Here is a 19,447-nt window from a genome sequence, read left to right as displayed (position 1 = left end):
TCACGGCTCCGTGCGGAACGGCACCCGGACTTCCTGGGCCAGGGGATTGCCCTGGGAGTCCGTGAGCAGCGTGCGCAGCACCAGCGTGTACGCCGTGCCGGGCGTGAAGCTCCCCGCCTCGGCGCTCACGGTGATCGTCGAGGGCACGTCCCCGCGCTCGACGCCGTCCTCCCCTTCCAGCTCCGGCGGCGCCGTCACCGTCAGGGGCACCTCCACCCGGCCCTCGAAGACGGCGATGCCAGGGCGCAGCGTGCGCGTCTCCATCCGCTCGGAGAAGAGGATCTGCACCGTGCCCCGGGCACTCACCGTGCCTCCAGGGCCCGGCTCCGTGGACACCACCTCCGGGGGCTTCGTGTCCGCCGCGGAGAGGAACGGATCCCCGGGCTCCAGGCACCCGGCACACCCCAACAGGCCCACCCATAGCAACCGGCGCATCAGCGGCACCCCTTCTGGGCGAGACTCGACTCGGTGTGGCACTTGAGGCAAGGCCGATCATTGGCGGCCGCCACGCGCTTGCACGACAAGGCGAACCCCGTCGGGTGGGGGTTGATCTGCCGCCCCACCTTGGCCGAGTGACACGTCATGCACGACTCCTCGCGATGGCAGGACACGCACGACTGCATGTCCCGCGAGGCCGCGATGCCGTGGTGCTGGGGCCCGGGCGTCTCCACCCACAGGTTGTAGTCCGGGTGCACCTTCACGTTGCGCGCGCGCAGGGAGCGGTCCGAGTTCTGGCCCACGCCCGAGCGCTCGTGGCACGCGGCGCAGAAGGACTGGGTGCGGTGGCAGTTGGAGCAGCGCGTGGAGTCCTGGCGCGCCTGGATGGGGTGCAGGGTGATGAAGTCGTTGGGGTGCACCGACAGGGGCTTCTGCAGCGAGTCGTGGCACGTCTGGCAGTAGGACTCGGCGTGGCAGGACATGCAGGTGTTCCGGTCGACCGACGCGCGGCTGCCGTGGGTGAACTCGTAGCGAGGCCCGTGGTCCAGGCCGAGCGGATCTCCCTGCATGGGCCGCAACACGCCCGAGGGGAAGGTGAGCTGCAACCGCCCCGAGGGCTGCGAGAGGTGGCAGGTGCCGCACGCCTTGGACGCCGCGTTGCCGTCGTGGCACTTGAGGCAGGTGGCCATCTTCGGCAGTTGCTGCCGGGTGGCGAGCTGCACCTCCTCCATGGCGCCGTGGCACACCGCGCAGTCCACGTTCTTCTTCACGTGCACCTGGTGGTTGAAGTGCAGGTTGGCGGCGGGCATCTCCAGTTTGGCCGGCTCCAGGCGCACCGTGGCGTCGAAGCCCGGGTGGCACGTGTTGCAGGCCGAGGGCGGATCCGTCTTCTCGCCCTTCTTCGCCGCGTCGATGTCATGGCAGGTGCCACACTCCTCGTGGCCCGGCAGGTTGCGATCCTTGGAGGAAGCGCTACCCCGGACGGAGTCGTGGCAGGTGGCGCACTCGGCCCCCGCGGCGAGGTGCTGCTGGTGATCGAAGCGCAGGGGGATGCGCTGGGTGGGGTAGATGGCGAGGCTGCGCTCACGGGCGGTGGTGGCCCACGCGAGGCCGCCCCCCACCAGCAGGGACAGCGCGGCCAGGAACAGGAAGGTGCGCGAGGTGCGATCCATCTACAGGCTCGCCTTCAGGTCGAAGAGGAAGAACACCTTGGAGTCCCACCGCGTGTAGGGATTCACGTTGTGCTCGAGCACCAGCGACAGGCGGGCGGCGCGAGACAGCGCCTGGCTGGCCCACACCTGCGCGCCCAGGAAGGTGCCCTCGAGCAGCGGGTTGAAACCGTCCTGGATGCGCGCCGCGGACAGGCGTCCATCCAGGGTGAAGTGGCCCTCGCCGAAGCCGTAGCCCGCGGTGAGGTCCGCCCAGAGCTGCGAGCCTCCGAAGCCCCGGCGGTAGGACACGTCCACCGCCGAGCGGAGCCGCTCGCGCCGCAGCGACGCACCCGCCGAGCCGCCCACGGTGTTCGAGGGCTGTCCCTGGGACAGGTCCACCCGCGCCAGTTGCAGCGAGTCGTTGATGACCGTGTGGTAGAGGCTGCCCACGGCCTGCACGTAGTAGCGCAGCGGGCCGCGCGGGAAGTAGTCCACGCGCACGCGCGCCTCGTCCCGGGGCGCGTAGGCGAACCAGTACCAGATGGAGTCCGCGGAGAAGACGGGCGAGAGCCGAAGCGCCTCGCCACTCACCGCCAGCGTCTCCCCGTCCCAGCGCACCTGGGCGCGGGCCTGGGCCAGCTTGAGCTGCACGAGATCGAAATCCACTCCGGCGATGGCACTCGGCCCCAGGCCCTGGCCATAACGCGCCTCCACCGTGGCGCGCTCGATGTCCGTCTTGCCGTCCACCACGGCCCGGCGATAGCCCAGCGAGGCGGACACCCCCCGCAGGTTCTCCACGAGCAGCTTCGCGCCATACATCGGCTCGAGCGCCGTGAGCGTCGGGTCCGCTCCGGCCACGCCTTGATCCAGGCGGCGCACATCGCTCTCGCGCGTGCCATCCGGCTGGTACACCGACGAGGACAGGAAGCCCGCCCCCTTCACCCACAGTCCGCCGTACACCTCGGCGCCAATGCCCCGGGGACTCATGTAGCGCACGCTCAGGCCGTCGAAGGCGAGCATGTCCGCCACGTCCACGTACAACTGACGCCCCAGCTTGCCCTCGATGCCCCCCACCCCGTAGCGCACGAAGGCGTAGAGCAGGTCCGCGTCCTCCGAGCGCAAGCCATCGATCTTCGCCGCCTCACCCCGCGGCAGGCCCAGGTCCGCGAAGAGGCGCAGGCTGGACTCGAAGCCCAGATCCTGCCCGGTGACGAGCTCATACCCGGTGAGCCCCAGGTACTGGACGATCCTCCGGCGAGGCAGCAACACGGGGTCGCTCGGAGAGGCCTGCCGGTAGGAGCGCAACTGGTAGGCCTGGGCCTCCGTGCGGGCTTCCACCTGGAAGGCCGAGGCCGAGGCCGTCCCCGATCCCAGCAGCACCGACAGCAGACCCGCCTGGGCGGGTACTCGCCACGGACCACCTCGCAGCCGTTGCCGTGTTCGTTCAGGGAAGGGCATCAAAGTATGAGCATTATAGGTGCGACTTTTCCGGGTGCGTCGTGTTTTGACCACTTTCCCTCGCGGTTGGAGATCTTCGGTGGAAGACGTCAGCTCCCCTCCCCCACGGCCCCCCGGCGGCGGCCCCTTGAGTCCCGTGGGCGTGGCGGCCTTCGCCACGATGGGCATCTTCGTGGCCTTCCTGCTCGCCTCGCCGGTGCAGTTGCTCAACCTGGCCTTCGGGGTGTGGTTCACCCAGTTCTTCGTCTTCCTCGGAGGAGGTTGGTACGTGCTGCGCGCCACCGGCCGGGAGCCCGCGCGCTACACGGGGCTGTCGGCGGGCACTCCGGCGATGGCGGCCTTCGGGTTCGCCCTCGGACTGGCCAACTTCGCGGGCGTCGTCGCGCCCCTGCAGTACGTGGCCCAGAAGCTGCTGCCCCGGGACTGGCAGGACTATGACGTGGCGGGCCTCTTCCTCGGGCAGTCCTCGCTGGAGCTGGCCCTCATCGGGGCGGGCGTCGGGTTGGTGGCGCCCATCTGCGAGGAGTTCTACTTCCGGGGCGTGTTCTTCCAGGGGCTCCGGGGACGAGGCGGCCCGCCCTGGCGTGCCCTCGCCGTCTCCGCGGTCATCTTCAGCGCCTTCCACCTGGACCGGATGGGCTTCCTGGCACGCGTGGAGCTGGGGCTGCTGTTCGGCTGGCTCCTGTGGCGCACCGGCTCGCTGTGGCCGGGCATCCTCGCGCACGCGGCCAACAACCTCGTGTCCCTGGCGTTGTTCTTCAGCGCCCGGGGCATGGAAGCGCCCGCGCGGCAGACGGCGTCCCAGGGAGAGGGAATGGGCGTGGTGCTCCTCACGGTCGTGGGGTGTGGCGTGTTGATGGGCCTGCTGGCCGCAGCGGAGCGCTTCCCGGGCCTGCTGGGCGGCCCCCTCCGTCCAGAGAGGGAACACGAGGCGCCCGAGCCTCCCGTGCACCTGGAGCCCTTCGCGCGGCTCATGCGGCTCGCCTTCCCCTGGATGCTGGCGGCGGCGGTGTCGCTGGGGGCGTACGTGGGATTGGATCCGCTGGGCGTGCAGTTGAGCCAGATCGATCTGCGCTACCGGCTCAAGCCCGTCCCCGAGGAAGCGCCGGATGCCTTGCACGCCGAGCGCGCCGCCCTGTACGAGCTCCGGGTGCGCGCCCGCCGGGGAGAAGTCCCCCTGGGGCAGTACACCCAGGAGCGGGCGAGGCAGTCCCGGCAGACGCGGGACGCGAGTCCCTGATTCAGAAAGAGAACGCCCAGGATGAAGCCCGTGCCCAAGGAATCCCCATGTTGAGAACCCTCCACGCGACCCGTTACGTCACACCCCTGCGCGAGGGCGGCTCCTGCCCGGCCATCGTCGAGGCGGAGGACTCGGGCATGTACGTCCTCAAGTTCCGCGGAGCGGGCCAGGGCATCAAGGCGCTCGTGGCGGAGATCCTCTCCGGCGAGCTGGGCCGGGCCCTGGGCCTGCGCGTGCCGGAGCTGGTGCTCATGGAGCTGGATCCCGCCCTGGGCCGCGCCGAGCCGGATGGGGAGATCCGCGATCTCATCAAGGCCAGCGCCGGCCTCAACCTGGCCATGGACTACCTGCCGGGCTCCATCACGTTCGATCCCACGGTGGGCCCGCCCCCTCCGGCCGCCGAGGCCTCGGCCATCGTGTGCTTCGACGCCTACGTGACGAACGTGGACCGCACGCCCCGGAACCCGAACCTGCTGTGCTGGCACCGCGCCCTGTGGGTCATCGATCACGGCGCGTCCCTGTACTTCCATCACGCGTGGGACGACTACCTGGAGCGCGCCCGCGGCCGCTTCGCCCCGGTGCGCGACCACGTGCTGCTGCCCTGGGCCTCCGAGCTGTCCGCCGCCCAGGCCGCCCTGCGCGAGCGCGTGACACCGGAGGTCATCCGGCGCGTCGTCGCGTGTGTGCCGGACGCCTGGCTCGGACCCACGGTGGAGCCGCGCTTCGCCACGGTGGAGGCCCACCGCGAGGCCTACGCCACCTTCCTGCTCGAGCGCCTGCAAGCGGCGCCCGCGTTCCTCGAGGAGGCCGAGCGTGCCCGCGCCCAGCTCGTTTGATTACGCCATCATCCGCGTCGTGCCCCGCGTGGAGCGCGAGGAGTTCATCAACGCGGGCGTCATCCTCTATTGCCTCACCCGCCGCTACCTCGACGCCCGGGTGGAGCTGGATCCGCTCCGGCTCGAGGCGCTCGCGCCAGGCACCCCCGTGGAGCTGCTGCGCGAGCACCTGGAGTCCATCCCCCGGCTGTGCGCGGGCGGACGCAAGGCGGGCCCCGTCGGCCAACTGCCACAGAAGGAGCGCTTCCACTGGCTCGTGGCGCCCCGCAGCACGATGATCCAGACGGGCCCGGTCCATTCCGGCCTCTGCGAGGATCCCGCCCAGGCGCTCGAGCACCTCATGAAGTGCATGGTGCGGATGCCCACGCGCGCCCCTTGAGCCGGGGACCCGCTACCGCCCGACCCCCGAGGTCTGCTACAAATCGGGCATCGTCCTTGGGTGCGCCCCCAGAGCCAAGGACGACCAGGAAGGGATACCGTGGACGCTGCCTGGACCATCTGCCCCCACTGCGGTCTCAAGCACCGGCCCCGGGCCCAGAGCCTGTGTCCCCGCTGTGGCCGGACCTCGGCGGCGCCTCGCGCGCCCGTGGCGGCCCCCACGCCTCCTCCCCGTGCCGCTCCCGTGAGAGCCGCCGCCGTGGCGGCCTCCGCCCACGCCGCGGCACCCGCCCCCGCGGGGGAATTCGTGCCCACCGTGGAGTACATCCCCGACCTGGGCACCGCCCCCCTCCCGGAGCGCATGCGCGCGGTGGAGCCCCAGGTCGCCGCCAGCCCCCAGCCAGCCTCCACGCTGGGACTCGGCGGCGCCATCCTGCTCATCAACGCCGCGCTCCACCTGTTCGAGTTCCTCTTCCTCCCCTCGTTGTCGTCGGATGGCCCACTCCGGGCCGTGCAGCTCGCGGGAACGCTCGTGGGCGTGGGCGTGGACGCGCTGCTGGGAATTGGCTTCCTCCAGGGAAAGACGCACCTGCGGACCCTCGCGCTCGTGCGACTGGTGGTGGGCATGTTCCTGTTCGGAGGCATCAGCCTCTACCAGGCCCAGTTCCTCTTCACGCTCGTCGTGTTCGCCTTCTCCTGCGGCGTGCTGGTGCTCGTCTGGGGCAAGCCCTCCTCCACCCTCGCGGGAGTGGGCCTCACGGCGGTGATGCTCAGTGGCGCGGTGGAGGTCGTCGGCTTCCTGAAGCTCTCCGCCAACCAATCCCTGGATGAACGGGCGCGGATCGCGCTGCGGCCAGACCTCGAGGGCCGCCCCCTCACCCAGGAGGACACCCTCGCGGGAAACCGGCACCCCTACAGCCTGCCCATCCCCTCGGATGGGTGGTACCGCCACAAGGCCGGCAGCCCCGGCGCCCTGGATGCCCCCACGGACCTGTGGTTGTCCCACCCGGAGCTCAATGGACACCTGCTGGTGGCCATCCGCGACAACCCGGAGGAGATCGCCGACGTCCGCGAGGCGAAGGAAGTGGCGCTGCACGACCTGCGCACCCGCTTCCCCGACTTCCAGGAGACCGAGCCCTCGGAGCCCGGACCGGCGGACATCACCCACTTCACCGGGACCGCGACCCGCAACGGCAAGCCCTTCCTCTTCGAGGTGTCGCTCCATCCCACCGGCAAGGCCCTGCTGCGCGTGACGGCCGCCGCGCCTCCCGAGGTGTTCGACACCCTGCACCTGGGCCTGGCCACCACCCGCGTGCGGGCCCGCTAGCGCTCGCTCTCCGCGTGCTTCTCGGGGACGACCGTATTCTGGGCGAGTGACGCCAGGAGCTTGTCCAGCAGGCGCCGGAGCTCGCCCATTTCCTCGGCGGACAGGTGCCTGCCCACCTCCGCGTCCACCCGGCGTGCCGCCTCGCCCAGGATTTCCACCTCCGGCCACACCGAGTGGGTCACCTGGAGCTTCACGCAGCGTCGGTTCTCACCCGCACTCCGCGTCACCAGCCCATCCTCCACCAGGCGGTCCACGAGCCGGCTCGCCGCGGGCGCGTCGATCGAGAGCCGCTCGGCCAGCTCCACCTGACTGCGCACCTCCCCCAGGGCGATGACCTTGAGGGCGACGAGGTGATGGATGGGCCGCCGCGTCTGCGCGTTCAACTGGCGATTCATCAACCGGTGAATGCCGCGGCGCAGCGAACTTACTTGCTCAACGAGGGTCATTTGACATACACAATGGTTGCGGTCGACAATAGTTGTCAACCGCAGACCGCATGCCGCGCTGCTGGAGGCTCCCGGACAGCGTGCCTCCCTCGTCGTCCTTGGGTGTCTTGACCGGTATGTCCTCGCGCTTCGCCCTGTTCCTGTTGTCGCTCACCGCGGCTCCGGCCCTGGCCCAGGATCCCACCGCCGCCCCCCCTCCCTTTCAGGCGCAGGTGAACGACCCCATGCTCGCCCCCGCGCCCCCGGCCCCCCGGCAGGTGGGCTCCTGGCAGGAAGCACTCGGGCTGGTGCGTGAGCGCTCCACGGATCTGCGGACCGCGGAGGCGAACGTGGAGCGCGCCCAGGGCCGTTGGCGCCAGTCCCTGTCGCTGCTGCTGCCCAACGCGCGCCTGTCCCTGGGGGTCTCGGAGGATCTCCTCCACCCGGATCTGGCCGTGGGCCTCACGGGCGCGCCCATCATCGCCCAGGCGGGTCAGCCCGTCCCCACGGTGCCGCTGGTGAGCGGAACGGCGTCCCTGACCCAATCGCTGGTGGATGTGGGTGCCTGGCGAGGGCTGTCCTCCGCCTCGGCCGCCAGCGACAGCGCCCGGGCGAGCCTGCGGGACACGCAACGCCGCCTCACCCTGGGACTGGCGCGCACGCTCGTGGCCGCCGTGGCCGCCGAGCGCTCCGCCGAGATCAACCGCGTGGGCCTGCTGCGGGCCCTCGAGCGCGCGGCGCTCACCCAGCGCTCCTTCGAGCTGGGCTCTGGCACGCAACTGGACGTGGTGCGGGTGCGCCAGGACGTGGAAGTGGCGCGCCAGGCCCTCATCTCCGGCGACGAGCAGCTGCGCCGCACGCGGGAGGCGCTGGGCCTCGCCGTGGGTCTGCCCCAGGAGGTGGGAGTGAGCCCGTCCTTCCAGCTCCAGGGCCTGGTGGAGGAAAGCCAGAAGGAGTGCGCGCCCCTGCGCGACACGGGCGAGCGCGCGGACGTGGAAGCCGCGCGCACCCAGCTCACCTCCACGCGGGACAGCCGCCAACAGGCGACCGCGGGCTACCTGCCCACACTCGGACTGAGCAGCAACCTCACGGGCTACACCACCTCGGATCCCGCTCCGGCGCGGCTGGCCACCTGGAGCATCGCCGCCGTGCTGTCCATGCCCCTGTGGGAAGGCGGCCTGCGGGGAGGCTTGGTGCGCGAGCGGACGGGCATCGAGCGGCAGGCGGCCGAATCCCTGGAGAACACGCGACGCAACGTGCAGGTAGAGGTGACGCGCGCCCAGCGCAACGTGGGCGTGGCCGAGTCCCTGGTGAAGACCTCGGCGGAATCGCGAGAGCTGGCGGCGAAGACGGACCAGCTCACCCGCCGCGCCTACGAAGTGGGCCGCGGTAGCAGTCTGGAGCTGGTGCAGAGCGGCGCGGCCCTGCGGCAAGCGGAGCTGTCGTTGGCATTGCGTGAATTCGAGCTTGTCCAGGCACGCCTGGACGCATTCTTGACGGAGGCCCGGTGCGATTGGTGAAAGAGGGACGCCCCCTGAAGGCGATGATGATGGGAGTCTGGGGTGCCGCGCTGTTGCTGGGAGCCTCGGCCTGCGGGAGCAAGCCGGCCGCCAAGGCCGCGCCGCCGCCCCGGGAAGTCGACGTGGTGCAGCTGGTGCCCGGCGAGGTGCGCGACACCGGCGAGTACCTGGGCACGCTCATGTCGCGGCAGAGCATCACCGTGCTGCCGCAGGTGGCCGGCTACGTGCGCCACATCCACGTGAAGCCCGGCCAGAAGGTGGAACAGGGCGCGCCGCTGCTGGACGTGGACTCGCGCGAGGCGAGCGCCGCGCTCGACAGCGCCCGCGCCCAGCGCACCTCGTCCGAGGTGAACCTGGAGCAGTCGCGCCGCACCCGCGCGCGCATCGAGTCCCTCTATAAGGAGGGGCTGGCGAGCGCCCAGGAGCTGGAGCAGGCGCGCGCCCAGGTGGACGCGCTCGAGGCCAGCACGCGCGCCGCGGCGGCCCAGGAGACCCAGCGCGCGGTGCAGTTGCAGTTCCTCACCGTGCGCGCCCCCTTCTCCGGCACGGTGGGTGACGTGCTCGTGCGGCTCGGAGACTTCGTGGGGGCCACCACCCCGCTCACCAGCATCGCCCAGGCGGACGTATTGGAAGTGAGCGTGGCGGTTCCCGCCGAGCGCGCCCGTTCGCTGCGCCTGGACACGCCGCTGGAGATCCTCGACTCCCAGGGCAAGCTGCTGCTCACCAGCCCCGTCTTCTTCGTGGCCCCGCTGGCGGATCCGCGCACGCAGCTGGTGGAGGTCAAGGCCGCCTTCCGCAACACCGTGGGCCTGCGCCCGAGCGAGCTGGTGCGCGCGCGCCTCATCTACGCCACCCGCGAGGCCCTGCAGCTGCCCGCGCTCGCCGTGGTGCGCCAGAGCGGCCAGCCCTTCGCCCTCGTGGTGACGGACAAGGACGGCAAGACGGTGGTGGAGCGCCGGCCCGTGCAGCTGGGCACGCTCGGCGCCATGTCCTACGTGGTGGAGGGCGGCCTCAAGGTGGGTGATCGCGTGGCGGTCAGCTCGCTGCAGGCGCTGCGCGATGGCGCGGCGGTGAAGGTGAAGCAGCCCACCGCCGCCGGGGCCTCGGCGCCGTCCGTGAAGGCCGACAAGGAAGTCCGAGCCAGCGGCGGGATCGCTGGTGGCAGCCGCTAGTCCCAAAGCAACCGCGTGAGCCCGGACTCCCCGCGATCCTCCGCGGGGGTCCAGGCACCGCCGAGAGAATGAGGGCGTCACCGCCGTGTTCGTCGATTTCTTCATCCGCAGGCCCGTCTTCGCCGCCGTCTGCTCCATCCTGCTGACGCTGGCGGGAGCGGTCGCCATCCCCACGCTTCCCATTTCCCAGTACCCGGACCTGGCGCCCCCCCAGGTGACCATCACCAGCACCTACGTGGGCGCGAGCGCCGAGGTGGTGGAGCAGGCCGTCACCATCCCGCTCGAGCAGGAAATCAACGGCGTGGAGGGCATGCGCTACATCACCTCCACCAGCGGCAATGACGGCACGAGTCAGATCACCGTCACCTTCGAGCCCACGCGCGACATCGAGGTGGCGGCCGTCGACGTGCAGAACCGCGTGAGCCGCGCCGCCGCGCGTCTGCCCTCGCAGGTGAACCAGACGGGCATCGTCGTCAACAAGGCCTCCAGCCAGATGCTGCTGACGATCGGTCTGTCGAGCCCCGACAACCGCTACTCCACCCAGTTCCTCACCAACTACGCGGACGTGAACCTCAAGGACGCCATCAAGCGCGTCCGGGGTGTGGGCGACGTGCGCATCTTCGGCGAGCGCAAGTTCTCCATGCGCCTGTGGCTGGATCCCACCGCGCTCGCCAGTCGCGGGCTCACCCCCCAGGACGTCTCGCGCGCCCTCCAGGAGCAGAACCTCCAGGTGGCCGCGGGCCAGGTGGGCCAGCCGCCCTCCGACACGGATCAGCCCTACCAGATGGCCGTGCGCGCCCGGGGCCGGCTCCTGGAGCCCGAGGAGTTCGGCGAGGTGGTGCTGCAGCGCACCGGCGCGGACGGCAAGGTCGTGCGCGTCAAGGACGTGGGCCGCGTGGAGCTGGGCGCGGAGAACTACAGCACGATCCTCCGCTTTGGCGGCCGGCCCGGCGTGGGCATGGGCGTCTTCCAGTTGCCCACCGCCAATGCGCTCGACGTGCGCGACGGAGTCTACAAGGAGCTGGATCGCCTGTCGCAGCAGTTCCCCCCGGGGCTCGAGTACAAGACGGGCACCGACACCACGCTCGCCGTGCGCGCCTCCATCAACGAGGTGATGCACACGCTGGTGGAAGCCATCGCGCTCGTCATCCTCGTCATCTTCCTGTTCCTGCACGGCTGGCGCAGCGTGCTCATCACCGCCATCACCCTGCCGGTGTCGCTGGTGGGTACCTTCTCCTTCGTGTACCTGATGGGCTTCTCCATCAACACGCTCACCCTCTTCGGCCTCACGCTCGCCACGGGTCTCGTCGTGGACGACGCCATCGTGGTCATCGAGAACATCGAGCGCTTGATGGCCGAGAAGGGCCTGTCCCCCATGCAGGCGGCGAGCGAGGGCATGAAGGAAGTGGCGGGCGCCGTGGTGGCCATCTCCATCGTGCTGGTGGCGGTGTTCGTCCCCGTGGCCCTCTTCCCCGGAACCACCGGCGCCATCTACCGCCAGTTCGCGCTCACCATCGCCGCGTCCGTGGCCCTCTCCACCTTCTGCGCCCTCACCCTCACGCCCGCCCTGAGCGCGCGCCTGCTCAGGCACCACCACGGGGAGAAGTGGATCTTCTTCCGCATGATGGACAAGGGGCTCGACTGGACGCGTGACACCTACAGCCGCGGTCTGCGCGTGCTCCTGCGCTATCCGTTCGCCATCCTCGGCGGCTTCCTGTTGTGCATCGCCGCCACGGTGATGCTGCTGCGCGCCGCGCCCACGGGCTTCATCCCCGACGAGGACCAGGGCTACATCATCGTCTCCATCCAGGGCCCCGAGGGCATGGCGCTCACCCAGACGGAGAAGGTCATGGCCGACGTGGAGAAGATCCTCCTGGCCCAGCCCGAGGTGCAGACCATGTTCGCCATCGGCGGCTTCTCCCCGTCGGGCAACGGCTCCAACTACTCCACCATCTTCGTGCCCCTCATCCCGTGGGAGCAGCGCGTGGGCCATGAGCACTCGGTGGCCGCGCTGGTGGAGCGGCTGCGTGGCCCGTTCGCCGGCATTGGCAGCGCGCGCGTCCTCCCCTTCCAGCCCCCGGCCATCCGTGGCGTGGGCAGCGTGGGTGGCTTCCAGTTCATCGTCGAGGACAACGCCGGCACCCGCACGCTCGACGAGCTCGCGGCGTCCACGCAGGAGCTGGTGTCCAGCGGCAACGAGGAAGGCCGGCTGCGCGGCGTGTTCAGCTCCTTCAACGCCGACACGCCCCTGCTCGACGTCGAGGTGGATCGCCAGAAGGCCAAGGCGCTCGGCGTCCCCATCGAGCAGATCTTCGGCACCATGCAGATCTACATGGGCAGCCAGTACGTCAACGACTTCAACTACGCCAACCGCACCTACCGCGTGTACATGCAGGCCGAGCAGCAGTTCCGCGACAGCCCGCAGGACATCGGCGCCTTCTACGTGCGCAGCGACTCCGGCGCGATGATCCCGCTCGAGTCCCTGGTGAAGGTGAACCCCATCGTGTCCGCCCAGGTCATCCGTCACTACAACCTGTTCCGCGCGGCGGAGATCAACGGCCAGGGCGCCCCCGGCGTGTCCTCCGGCCAGGCGCTCGCCGCCATGGAGCAGCTCGCCGCCGAGCGTCTGCCCCCCGGCATGAGCGCGGAGTGGACCGGCATCAGCCTCGAGCAGAAGGAGAGCGGCGGTCAGACGGTCATCATCTTCGCTCTGGGTCTGCTCTTCGTGTTCCTGGTGCTCGCGGCCCAGTACGAGAGCTTCTCCATGCCCTTCGTCATCATCCTCTCGGTGCCGCTGGCCATCATGGGCGCCATCGGGTTGCAGCTCTCGCGCGGCTACGCCAACGACGTGTTCTGCCAGGTGGGACTGGTGATGCTGGTGGGTCTGGCGAGCAAGAACGCCATCCTCATCGTGGAGTTCGCCGAGCAGCTGCGCGCGACGGGCAAGAGCGCGGCGGAGGCGGTGGTGGAGGCGGCTGCGGTGCGCTTGCGCCCCATCCTCATGACGTCCATCGCCTTCCTCCTGGGCGTGGTGCCGCTGATGACGGCCACGGGCGCGGGCGCCGCGTCGCGCAACTCCCTGGGCACCACGGTGTTCGGCGGAATGCTCGTGTCCACCGTGGTGAACTTCATCTTCATCCCCGGCCTGTACGTGTTGATGTTGAAGCTGCGCGGCGAGGCCAAGCCCCGGAGCGAGCCGCACGTGGACCCCATCGTCCCCGAGCCCTCGCACTGAGACCCCCCGACGCCGCCTTCCCGGGCCCGGCTCCCCTGTCGTGGGGGCCGGGCCCGCGTCGTTTGGAACGCGGCGTCAGAACAGGTGGTTGAAGTCCAGGTAGAAGCCCGTGGTGCCATCCCGGGGGCTGACGCCGTAGTCCGCCCGGACGATGAAGTTCTCATCCCAGGCGATGCGCAGCCCTCCCCCGCCGCCATAGAGCGCAGGACTGCCATTCTGGAAGCGAGGGTCCTCCCAGGCCTTGCCGCCGTCCAGGAAGGCGATGAGCGTGAAATCCAGCCGCTGCCCTCCCGGCTCCACGGCCAGGAACTTCCAGCGCAGCTCGCCGTTGCCCAGCAGCTTCGCCTGCCCCTGGAGCCGGTTCTTGAGGATGCCGCGCGCCGAGTACACGCCGCCGATTCCTCCGAACCCCTCGCGCCACTCGATGCCCGTGAACGTGCTCAACAACGGGAAGGGCACGTCCCCGGCCACCACGTCCCCGAAGAGCCGCAGGGCCGCCACCAGCCGCTCGGTGAACAGCGGGTAGTAGAAGCGCAGGTTGAGCGAGGCGCCGCCATAGGTGAAGGCACTCCCCGTCCCCGGCGAGGCCCCTCTCAAGGCGAGCTCGTGGAACATGCCGCGCACCGGCGCCGGCTCGTTGTCGCGCAGGTCCAGGATCAACCCCGCGTTCAGCTCGCCCGTGCGCACGAGCGTGGGCCCCGAGGGGTTGTCGCCCAGGCCCACCAGCCGGCCCGCGCGCACGTCCTCCTCCAGCCGCGACTGCCTCGCCTGCCCCAGGTCATCCGCGCCGTAGCGCGTGCGCACCGTGGTCAACCGGAAGCGGTAGCCCAGCACCAGTTGCCACGGGCCACTGAGCGGCCGGCGCCCGTTCACCATGATGCTCGGCAGGGTGCGCTGATCGAAGGTGTAGTAGCGCAGGCCCCGGAAGTCCGGGTTGCCGGGGCACACGTCTGGCTCGGACTTGAGCGCGGCGCGATCCTCGCAGGCCGCGAACGCGGGCGTGTACTCCGCCTGCTCGCCCAGGCCGAAGTACGGGGAGAATCGATCATTGAGCAGGCCCACCGACACGCCCAGCCGCCAGCTCGAGGAGAACACGCGCGGCGCGTCCAGGAACAAGCGGTGGGTGGCCACGCCTCGGGTCGTCTGGAAGAACTGCGCGACGATCGCCATCCGGTAGGGCCGGTCCGTGCCATCGCCCCGGTCCACCAGCATCAGCCGGGCGCCATAGCCCAGTCCCTCGTCGCTGTTGTAGTTGAGCAGGGGCAGCCCCTGCACGCTCCACCCCGTGCGCACCAGCGAGGCCTCGGCGATAGGCGGCGCCTCCACCTCCCGGGGAGGAACGGGCTCCGGAGGAGGCGGCGTCTGGGCTCCCGCCGAGGTGGCCAACACGCCCCACATCACCGCCGCCCACGTCGTTCGAATCGGAGACATGTCACGACTCCCGTTGTCTGTTCCCGTTGTCTGTCTCAGGGCCGCAGCAGCCAGGCCACGGCCAATCCCAGGTAGGTGCCCACCGCGTAGCCCATGAGGCCCGTGGTGAGCCCGGACACCACGAGCTCGCGGTTGCCGAGCGCGCGTGCCACCGGCCCGATGAAGGGCGGCCCGAAGATGGTGGCGGTGGAGGTGATGAGCGCGGTGTCCGCGTCGATGCGGAAGAGCGCCGCGAGGGCGAAGTGCAGCCCCACGGATACGATCACCACCGCCGCGCAGAAGGCGAAGACGAACACGCCCGCGTCCCGCAGACGGCTCGCCTCCGCGAGCGTCCCCACCGCCACGCAGAAGACGAGCAGCGCGTAGTCACCCAGCGCGTAGCTGCCCGCCAGCCGCCGCACGGCGGGCACGAAGGAAGCCCCCAGGCTCAGCGAGGTGATGAGCAGCAGGACCACCGGCGGCTCCAACCCGCCCAGGGCCAGGAACGATGCGCCCACGGACGCACCCACGATGAGCGCCGCCAGGAGGAAGGCCAGCGCCATGCCCCGCGCCCGGCTCCCGCGCGATTCCCGCGCCCCCGCCTCGTCCGCCGCGTCATCCCAGCCGGAGGGGTTGGGAAAGGGCTTGAGGAAGAGCAGCGCCACGCGCTGGGCCACCGTGACGAGGAAGAGCAGGTACACGGCCCCCACGACGATGTCCGCGGTGTTGAGGAGGATGAGCGTTTCCTCGCGCACCCGGAGCGCCAGTCCGATGGCGTTCATGTTGGCGGTGCCGCCCGTGTAGACGCCCACCAGCATGCCGGACATCTTCCACCACTCGTCCGAGCCCTCCTGGGAGAGGAGCCCCACCCCCGCGGCGCCCACCATGGCGGACAGGCACGCGAGGACGAAGGACACCAGCGTGGGCCGGGCCAGCCGTGACCACCGGGGCACGTCCGTGGAGAAGAGCAGGAGCGGAATGGCGAGCGGCACGGCGGCCTCGCTCACCGACAGGCTCAGCCGCACGTCGGGCCTCCACCCGGGCAGGTTGCCCAGGAGGATGCCAAAGGCGTAGCAGACGACCACGGGCCCCACCCAGGCCACGGGCTTGAGGTGGCGCGCGGCGAGCAGGGCGAGCCCGGGAAAGCCCACCAGGGCCAGGAGCTGGAGGGGTGCCGTCATTCGCCCGAGTAGATTCCGTCCATGAATTGCAACAGGAAGCCCTCGGCTTCGCTGCGATCCGGAATGGAGCCCAGCATGCCGTACATGGCGGCGCTGCCATCCGGCGCGGGCTCTCCGGAGGTGAGGCTCGCGGCGCACGCGCGCAGGTCCGAGAGGAAGGGCCCCACCACCGCCGCGTGAGCGGGCGTCACCATCAGGTGCAGCGCGGGCGGCGACATCTGCCGATCCAACTTCCAGCCGCGCGCCTCCATGGCATCCCCCAGCGCGTACACGTCCAGGGAGTCCGAGGTGAAGGCGAAGATGCTGAGCGAGGGCCGGCCCACCAGCTTCAACCCCGGCACGGACGCGATGCCCTCGCGCAACGCCCGGGCCGTGTCGAGCACCTGGCCCGCGAGCCGCAGGTAGCCCTCCTCCCCGAGGTATTTCAGCACGGCCCACGCCGCGGCGATGGCCCCGCCGGGACGCGTGCCCGCCATGGAGGGCGAGATGTACAGGCCGCCGCTCCACCCGGCGTAGGTGAAGAACTGATGCCGCCGCAGCTCGGGCGTGCGGTAGAGCACCACGGAGGCGCCCTTGGCCGCGTACCCGTACTTGTGCAGGTCCGCGGACAGGCTGGTGACGCCGGGCACGGCGAAGTCGAAGTCGATGAGCTCGTGGCCGAGCCGCTTCGCGAAGGGCAGCAGGAATCCCCCGAGGCAGGCATCCACGTGGAAGAGCACGCCCCGCTCCTGGGCCAGGGCGGCCAGCTCGGGGATGGGATCCATGACACCATGGGGATAGGACGGCGCCGAGCCCACCACGAGCACGGTGCGCGGACCGATCGCGGCGCGCGTGGCGTCCACATCCGCGCGGAAGTCCGCCGCCACGGGCACGTTCACCGGCTTGACGCCGAAGTAGTGGGCGGCCTTCTGGAAGGCCGGGTGCACGGACGCGGGCAGCACCACCTCCGGCTCGGTGATGCCGCGCTCGGCCCGGGCGAAGTCCCGCGCCGTCTTGACGGCCATGAGGATGGACTCGGTGCCGCCCGACGTCATCGTTCCGGCGGCCGTGTCCCCGTGGAAGAGCTCCGCCGCGATGGCCAGCACCTCGGCCTCGAAGCGCCGCAGGCTGGGAAAGGCCAGGGGGCTCAGGCCATTCTCGGACATGAATTCGGTGTAGGCCTCGGCGGCCACCCGGCGCACATCCTCACCCGCGTTGTAGACGAGGCTCCACGTCTTGCCTTCCCGCCAGTTGGCGTCCTCGGCGCGCATGTCGCGCATCCGTGAGAGCACATCCGTGTGACTCAGCCCCTGGGACGCCAGGCGGGGACTCTTCGACATCTCGACTCCGGGAAGTGGGCAACGGGTGAAGCCCCACTATAGGAGAAAGCCCTTCCCGGAAGTGTCCAGGCTCAAGCAGCCCGGCGCGAGGGGCCTTGACGGGCCGCGACATAGGCCTGGAGCGCATCCGCCGCGCGGCGCTGTCCCCCCGCCTCCTGGAGCTCCTTCTGGAACCCGGCCATGCGCGTGCGGTAGCCCGGATCCGTGTCGAGCCGCTCCACCGTCTCCCGCAGCACCCGGGGCGTCAGGGCGTCCTGGGGCGTCAGGGTGGCGCCCAGCCCCATGTTCGTCACCCGCGCGGCGTTGATGGGCTGATCCCCGAACTGAGGAAAAACAGCCAGGGGCACCCCGTGCCACAAGCCCTCCATGGTGGAGTTCATGCCCCCATGGGTGAGGAAGACACGGGCCTTGGACAGGATCTCCACCTGGGGCACGCGCTGGCGCACGATGAAGTTGGAGGGCGTGGGACCCAGCCGGGCCGGATCCAGATTCTTGCCGCACGCCATCACCACCTGCCAGCGCGTGTCGCGGAAGGCCTCGAAGCACGCCTTGTAGAAGTCCGGCTGCTGATTCATGGGCGAGGTGCCCAGGGAGACGAACAGCACGGGCTTGCCCTCCAGCTGCTCCAGGGGGAAGTCCCCGCTATCCCCTCTCGGCGCCACCGCGGGGCCCACGAACAGGTGGCGCGCGTCGAACAGCTCGGCATCCGGCTGGTAGCTGCGCGGCACGGGGATGATGTTCAAGCCCTCCGCGTGGGCGAACATGCCCTTCATGCCCAGGCGCGGCACGCCGTGGCGCAGCTCCAGCATCAACGCGTTCCACTGCATCTCGAGCAGGGGCCGCAACGCCGCGAGCGGTGGCCGGCCGTTGAACGTCTTCTTCATCTCGCGCTGGATCCACGGAGAACTCATCGCGAAGCTCGTCTGGAAGATGGCCGCGGGCACGCCGAGGAGATGGGCGATGGCACGGCCCCAGGGCGCTATGGGATCGTAGACCACGCCGTCGGCCTTCTCCGCGCGTGCCTGCTCCGCCATCCGGGGCGCCTCGCGCAGACCCAGGCTCATCAGGCCGAGCAGCTCGGGAATGATCTGCTGGAAGCGCGGCGGGCCCCCTCCGGGGCCGGACAGGTCCTCGCGAATGGACAGGGCCTTGTCGAGGAAGCGGACCGAGGCCCCCGTGGCACGCACCACGGCCTCGAACTCCGGCGTCACATAGAAGAGGACTTCATCGCCGCGCGACACCAACTCCCGCGCGAGGGGGAGCATCGGGTTGACGTGGCCATGGGCGGGGACGGGAAAAAACAGGATCTTCATGGGTGATGCTATGCGTCAAAAACCGCGCGGGGACCAGAGCCTGGATTGCCGTGCCAATCGGCCTGGATTGCGGTGCCGGGCGGCCGCTCAGGAGCCCGCCTGGCGATGGCGCCCGCGCCACATCCCGGGCGTCATTCCCTGCACGCGCCGGAAGCTGCGGATGAAATGGGTCACATCCCCATAACCCACCTGTCCGGAGATCCGCTCCACGCTCGCCGTCGTCTCCAGGAGCAGCCGCCGGGCCTCGGCCACGCGATGCTCTCGCAGCCAGTCACTCACGGTCAGTCCCGTCTCCCGGCGGATGGCGTGGGCCACATGGGAAGGTGCTCGATCCACCGCCGCCGCCACGTCCTGAAGCGAGATGGGCTCCAGACAGTGGGCCTCCATGAAGACGAGCGCGTCACGCACCACCCCGCCGAGCAAGGGGGGAAGCCGGGGCGTGCTCTCGCGGACCTCGCGGACGATCTCCGTGAGCAGCAGACAGAAGTGGGCCCGCATCGCGCCCTCCCAGCCCCAGGGCGCCTCGCGCAACTCGGTGTCCATCGCCTGGATGAGCCGCTCGATGCGCCGCCGCCGGGTGACGCCGGGTCTCACCCGGAGCAGCCCTCGAACGGCGAGGCTGCGCAGCAGGTCGGGCTTGCGCTCCGCCTGGAGCCCCGGCACCGAGGGAAGGAACTCCAGACCGAGCGAGCCCGGCAGCGTGGGATCGAACGCCACGGCCCAGCCTTCCAGCGTGCCCGGATCGAGCACGTGGTTCGTCACGCCCGCCGGAATGAAGTGGACGTCCCCGGCACTCAACTCCACCTGCTCCAGGTGGCGGCCCCTGCCCCGCCCCGCCGTCACCAGCAGCAGCAGGGAGAAGGTCGCGACCGCGGGCCCGGACGGAGGCTGGAAGTCCGGATGGGGAATGCGCCGGACGAACAGGGGCACTCCCTGGGCACCAATGGCCTCCAACGTGAGAACCCGCGGTGAGGGTGGAATCGCCTTGGCGCGCATGGGGCTAGACTGCCGCGAATGAAATGTCCGGAGTGCAAGAAACCCATG

Annotated in this window: 16 protein-coding genes; 7 read left to right on the top strand and 9 right to left on the bottom strand. The window is 70.3% G+C overall.

Going from position 1 to position 19,447, the window contains the following annotated elements:
• The 3 genes from MEBOL_RS33040 to MEBOL_RS33030 are packed head-to-tail and all read right to left on the bottom strand — an operon-like array spanning window position 1 to window position 2,969.
• Complete coding sequence (locus MEBOL_RS33040) at window positions 1-435, bottom strand: Ig-like domain-containing domain (protein ID WP_245919049.1); 435 nt, start codon at window positions 433-435, stop codon at window positions 1-3.
• Complete coding sequence (locus MEBOL_RS33035) at window positions 435-1,610, bottom strand: cytochrome c3 family protein (protein WP_095981164.1); 1,176 nt, start codon at window positions 1,608-1,610, stop codon at window positions 435-437. Before MEBOL_RS33035 ends, MEBOL_RS33040 begins: the two co-directional genes overlap by 1 nt.
• The gene (locus MEBOL_RS33030) at window positions 1,611-2,969 is read right to left on the bottom strand and encodes a hypothetical protein (protein WP_245919047.1); all 1,359 of its coding nucleotides are present in this window, start codon (window positions 2,967-2,969) and stop codon (window positions 1,611-1,613) included.
• Between the two features lie 157 nt (window positions 2,970-3,126).
• Between MEBOL_RS33030 and MEBOL_RS33025 the strand changes: the two genes are divergently transcribed.
• The 4 genes from MEBOL_RS33025 (at window position 3,127) to MEBOL_RS42230 (ending at window position 6,828) form a co-directional block, all read left to right on the top strand.
• Complete coding sequence (locus MEBOL_RS33025) at window positions 3,127-4,287, top strand: type II CAAX endopeptidase family protein (RefSeq protein ID WP_245919045.1); 1,161 nt, start codon at window positions 3,127-3,129, stop codon at window positions 4,285-4,287.
• 47 nt (window positions 4,288-4,334) lie between these two features.
• Window positions 4,335-5,123 (top strand): HipA family kinase, encoded by a 789-nt coding sequence (locus tag MEBOL_RS33020; RefSeq protein WP_179956336.1) that lies wholly within the window; start codon window positions 4,335-4,337, stop codon window positions 5,121-5,123.
• Window positions 5,101-5,502, top strand: coding sequence for a DUF3037 domain-containing protein (locus MEBOL_RS33015; protein WP_095981162.1), 402 nt, complete (start codon window positions 5,101-5,103; stop codon window positions 5,500-5,502). Before MEBOL_RS33020 ends, MEBOL_RS33015 begins: the two co-directional genes overlap by 23 nt.
• Before the next feature lie 99 nt (window positions 5,503-5,601).
• The gene (locus MEBOL_RS42230) at window positions 5,602-6,828 is read left to right on the top strand and encodes a hypothetical protein (RefSeq protein WP_179956335.1); all 1,227 of its coding nucleotides are present in this window, start codon (window positions 5,602-5,604) and stop codon (window positions 6,826-6,828) included.
• Here MEBOL_RS42230 and MEBOL_RS33005 read toward each other — a convergent pair.
• Window positions 6,825-7,274 (bottom strand): MarR family winged helix-turn-helix transcriptional regulator, encoded by a 450-nt coding sequence (locus tag MEBOL_RS33005; RefSeq protein WP_245919043.1) that lies wholly within the window; start codon window positions 7,272-7,274, stop codon window positions 6,825-6,827. The genes MEBOL_RS42230 and MEBOL_RS33005 overlap by 4 nt on opposite strands.
• A 116-nt stretch (window positions 7,275-7,390) precedes the next feature.
• Here MEBOL_RS33005 and MEBOL_RS33000 point away from each other — a divergent pair, with 116 nt between their 5' ends.
• From MEBOL_RS33000 to MEBOL_RS32990, 3 genes are all read left to right on the top strand, one after another.
• Window positions 7,391-8,773, top strand: a complete 1,383-nt coding sequence (locus MEBOL_RS33000; protein WP_095981159.1) for a TolC family protein — start codon at window positions 7,391-7,393, stop codon at window positions 8,771-8,773.
• Window positions 8,761-9,945 carry an efflux RND transporter periplasmic adaptor subunit gene (locus MEBOL_RS32995; protein ID WP_245919041.1) on the top strand — a complete coding sequence of 395 codons (1,185 nt, stop codon included), beginning with the start codon at window positions 8,761-8,763 and terminating at the stop codon, window positions 9,943-9,945. Before MEBOL_RS33000 ends, MEBOL_RS32995 begins: the two co-directional genes overlap by 13 nt.
• 85 nt (window positions 9,946-10,030) lie before the next feature.
• On the top strand, window positions 10,031-13,180 hold the full coding sequence (locus MEBOL_RS32990) for an efflux RND transporter permease subunit (RefSeq protein WP_095981158.1): 3,150 nt from the start codon (window positions 10,031-10,033) through the stop codon (window positions 13,178-13,180).
• 75 nt (window positions 13,181-13,255) lie between these two features.
• On the opposite strand, the gene omp85 is transcribed toward MEBOL_RS32990, so the two are convergent.
• The 5 genes from omp85 to MEBOL_RS32965 form a co-directional block, all read right to left on the bottom strand.
• Window positions 13,256-14,611, bottom strand: a complete 1,356-nt coding sequence (gene omp85 / locus MEBOL_RS32985) for an Omp85 family outer membrane protein (protein ID WP_095981157.1) — start codon at window positions 14,609-14,611, stop codon at window positions 13,256-13,258.
• A gap of 35 nt (window positions 14,612-14,646) precedes the next feature.
• Window positions 14,647-15,771, bottom strand: a complete 1,125-nt coding sequence (locus MEBOL_RS32980; protein ID WP_095981156.1) for a DUF819 family protein — start codon at window positions 15,769-15,771, stop codon at window positions 14,647-14,649.
• Window positions 15,768-17,090 (bottom strand): pyridoxal phosphate-dependent decarboxylase family protein, encoded by a 1,323-nt coding sequence (locus tag MEBOL_RS32975; protein WP_095981155.1) that lies wholly within the window; start codon window positions 17,088-17,090, stop codon window positions 15,768-15,770. Before MEBOL_RS32975 ends, MEBOL_RS32980 begins: the two co-directional genes overlap by 4 nt.
• Before the next feature lie 71 nt (window positions 17,091-17,161).
• Window positions 17,162-18,403, bottom strand: coding sequence for a macrolide family glycosyltransferase (locus MEBOL_RS32970; RefSeq protein WP_095981154.1), 1,242 nt, complete (start codon window positions 18,401-18,403; stop codon window positions 17,162-17,164).
• Window positions 18,404-18,490: 87 nt separating this feature from the next.
• Complete coding sequence (locus MEBOL_RS32965) at window positions 18,491-19,333, bottom strand: AraC family transcriptional regulator (RefSeq protein ID WP_218920837.1); 843 nt, start codon at window positions 19,331-19,333, stop codon at window positions 18,491-18,493.
• Window positions 19,334-19,447 lie beyond the last annotated feature (114 nt).

Source organism: Melittangium boletus DSM 14713 (assembly GCF_002305855.1).
GTDB lineage: Bacteria > Myxococcota > Myxococcia > Myxococcales > Myxococcaceae > Cystobacter > Cystobacter boletus.
The sequence above is the reverse complement of the archived record's forward strand: the minus strand, read 5'-3'. Positions and strand labels throughout refer to the sequence as shown.

Bases quoted from the DNA above. Each gene is read 5' to 3' on its own strand.
- MEBOL_RS33005 (WP_245919043.1), bottom strand. From the start codon at position 7,274: ATGACCCTCGTTGAGCAAGTAAGTTCGCTGCGCCGCGGCATTCACCGG.
- MEBOL_RS33035 (WP_095981164.1), bottom strand. From the start codon at position 1,610: ATGGATCGCACCTCGCGCACCTTCCTGTTCCTGGCCGCGCTGTCCCTG.
- MEBOL_RS32980 (WP_095981156.1), bottom strand. From the start codon at position 15,771: ATGACGGCACCCCTCCAGCTCCTGGCCCTGGTGGGCTTTCCCGGGCTC.
- MEBOL_RS33020 (WP_179956336.1), top strand. From the start codon at position 4,335: ATGTTGAGAACCCTCCACGCGACCCGTTACGTCACACCCCTGCGCGAG.
- MEBOL_RS33040 (WP_245919049.1), bottom strand. From the start codon at position 435: ATGCGCCGGTTGCTATGGGTGGGCCTGTTGGGGTGTGCCGGGTGCCTG.
- omp85 (WP_095981157.1), bottom strand. From the start codon at position 14,611: ATGTCTCCGATTCGAACGACGTGGGCGGCGGTGATGTGGGGCGTGTTG.
- MEBOL_RS33000 (WP_095981159.1), top strand. From the start codon at position 7,391: ATGTCCTCGCGCTTCGCCCTGTTCCTGTTGTCGCTCACCGCGGCTCCG.
- MEBOL_RS32975 (WP_095981155.1), bottom strand. From the start codon at position 17,090: ATGTCGAAGAGTCCCCGCCTGGCGTCCCAGGGGCTGAGTCACACGGAT.
- MEBOL_RS32970 (WP_095981154.1), bottom strand. From the start codon at position 18,403: ATGAAGATCCTGTTTTTTCCCGTCCCCGCCCATGGCCACGTCAACCCG.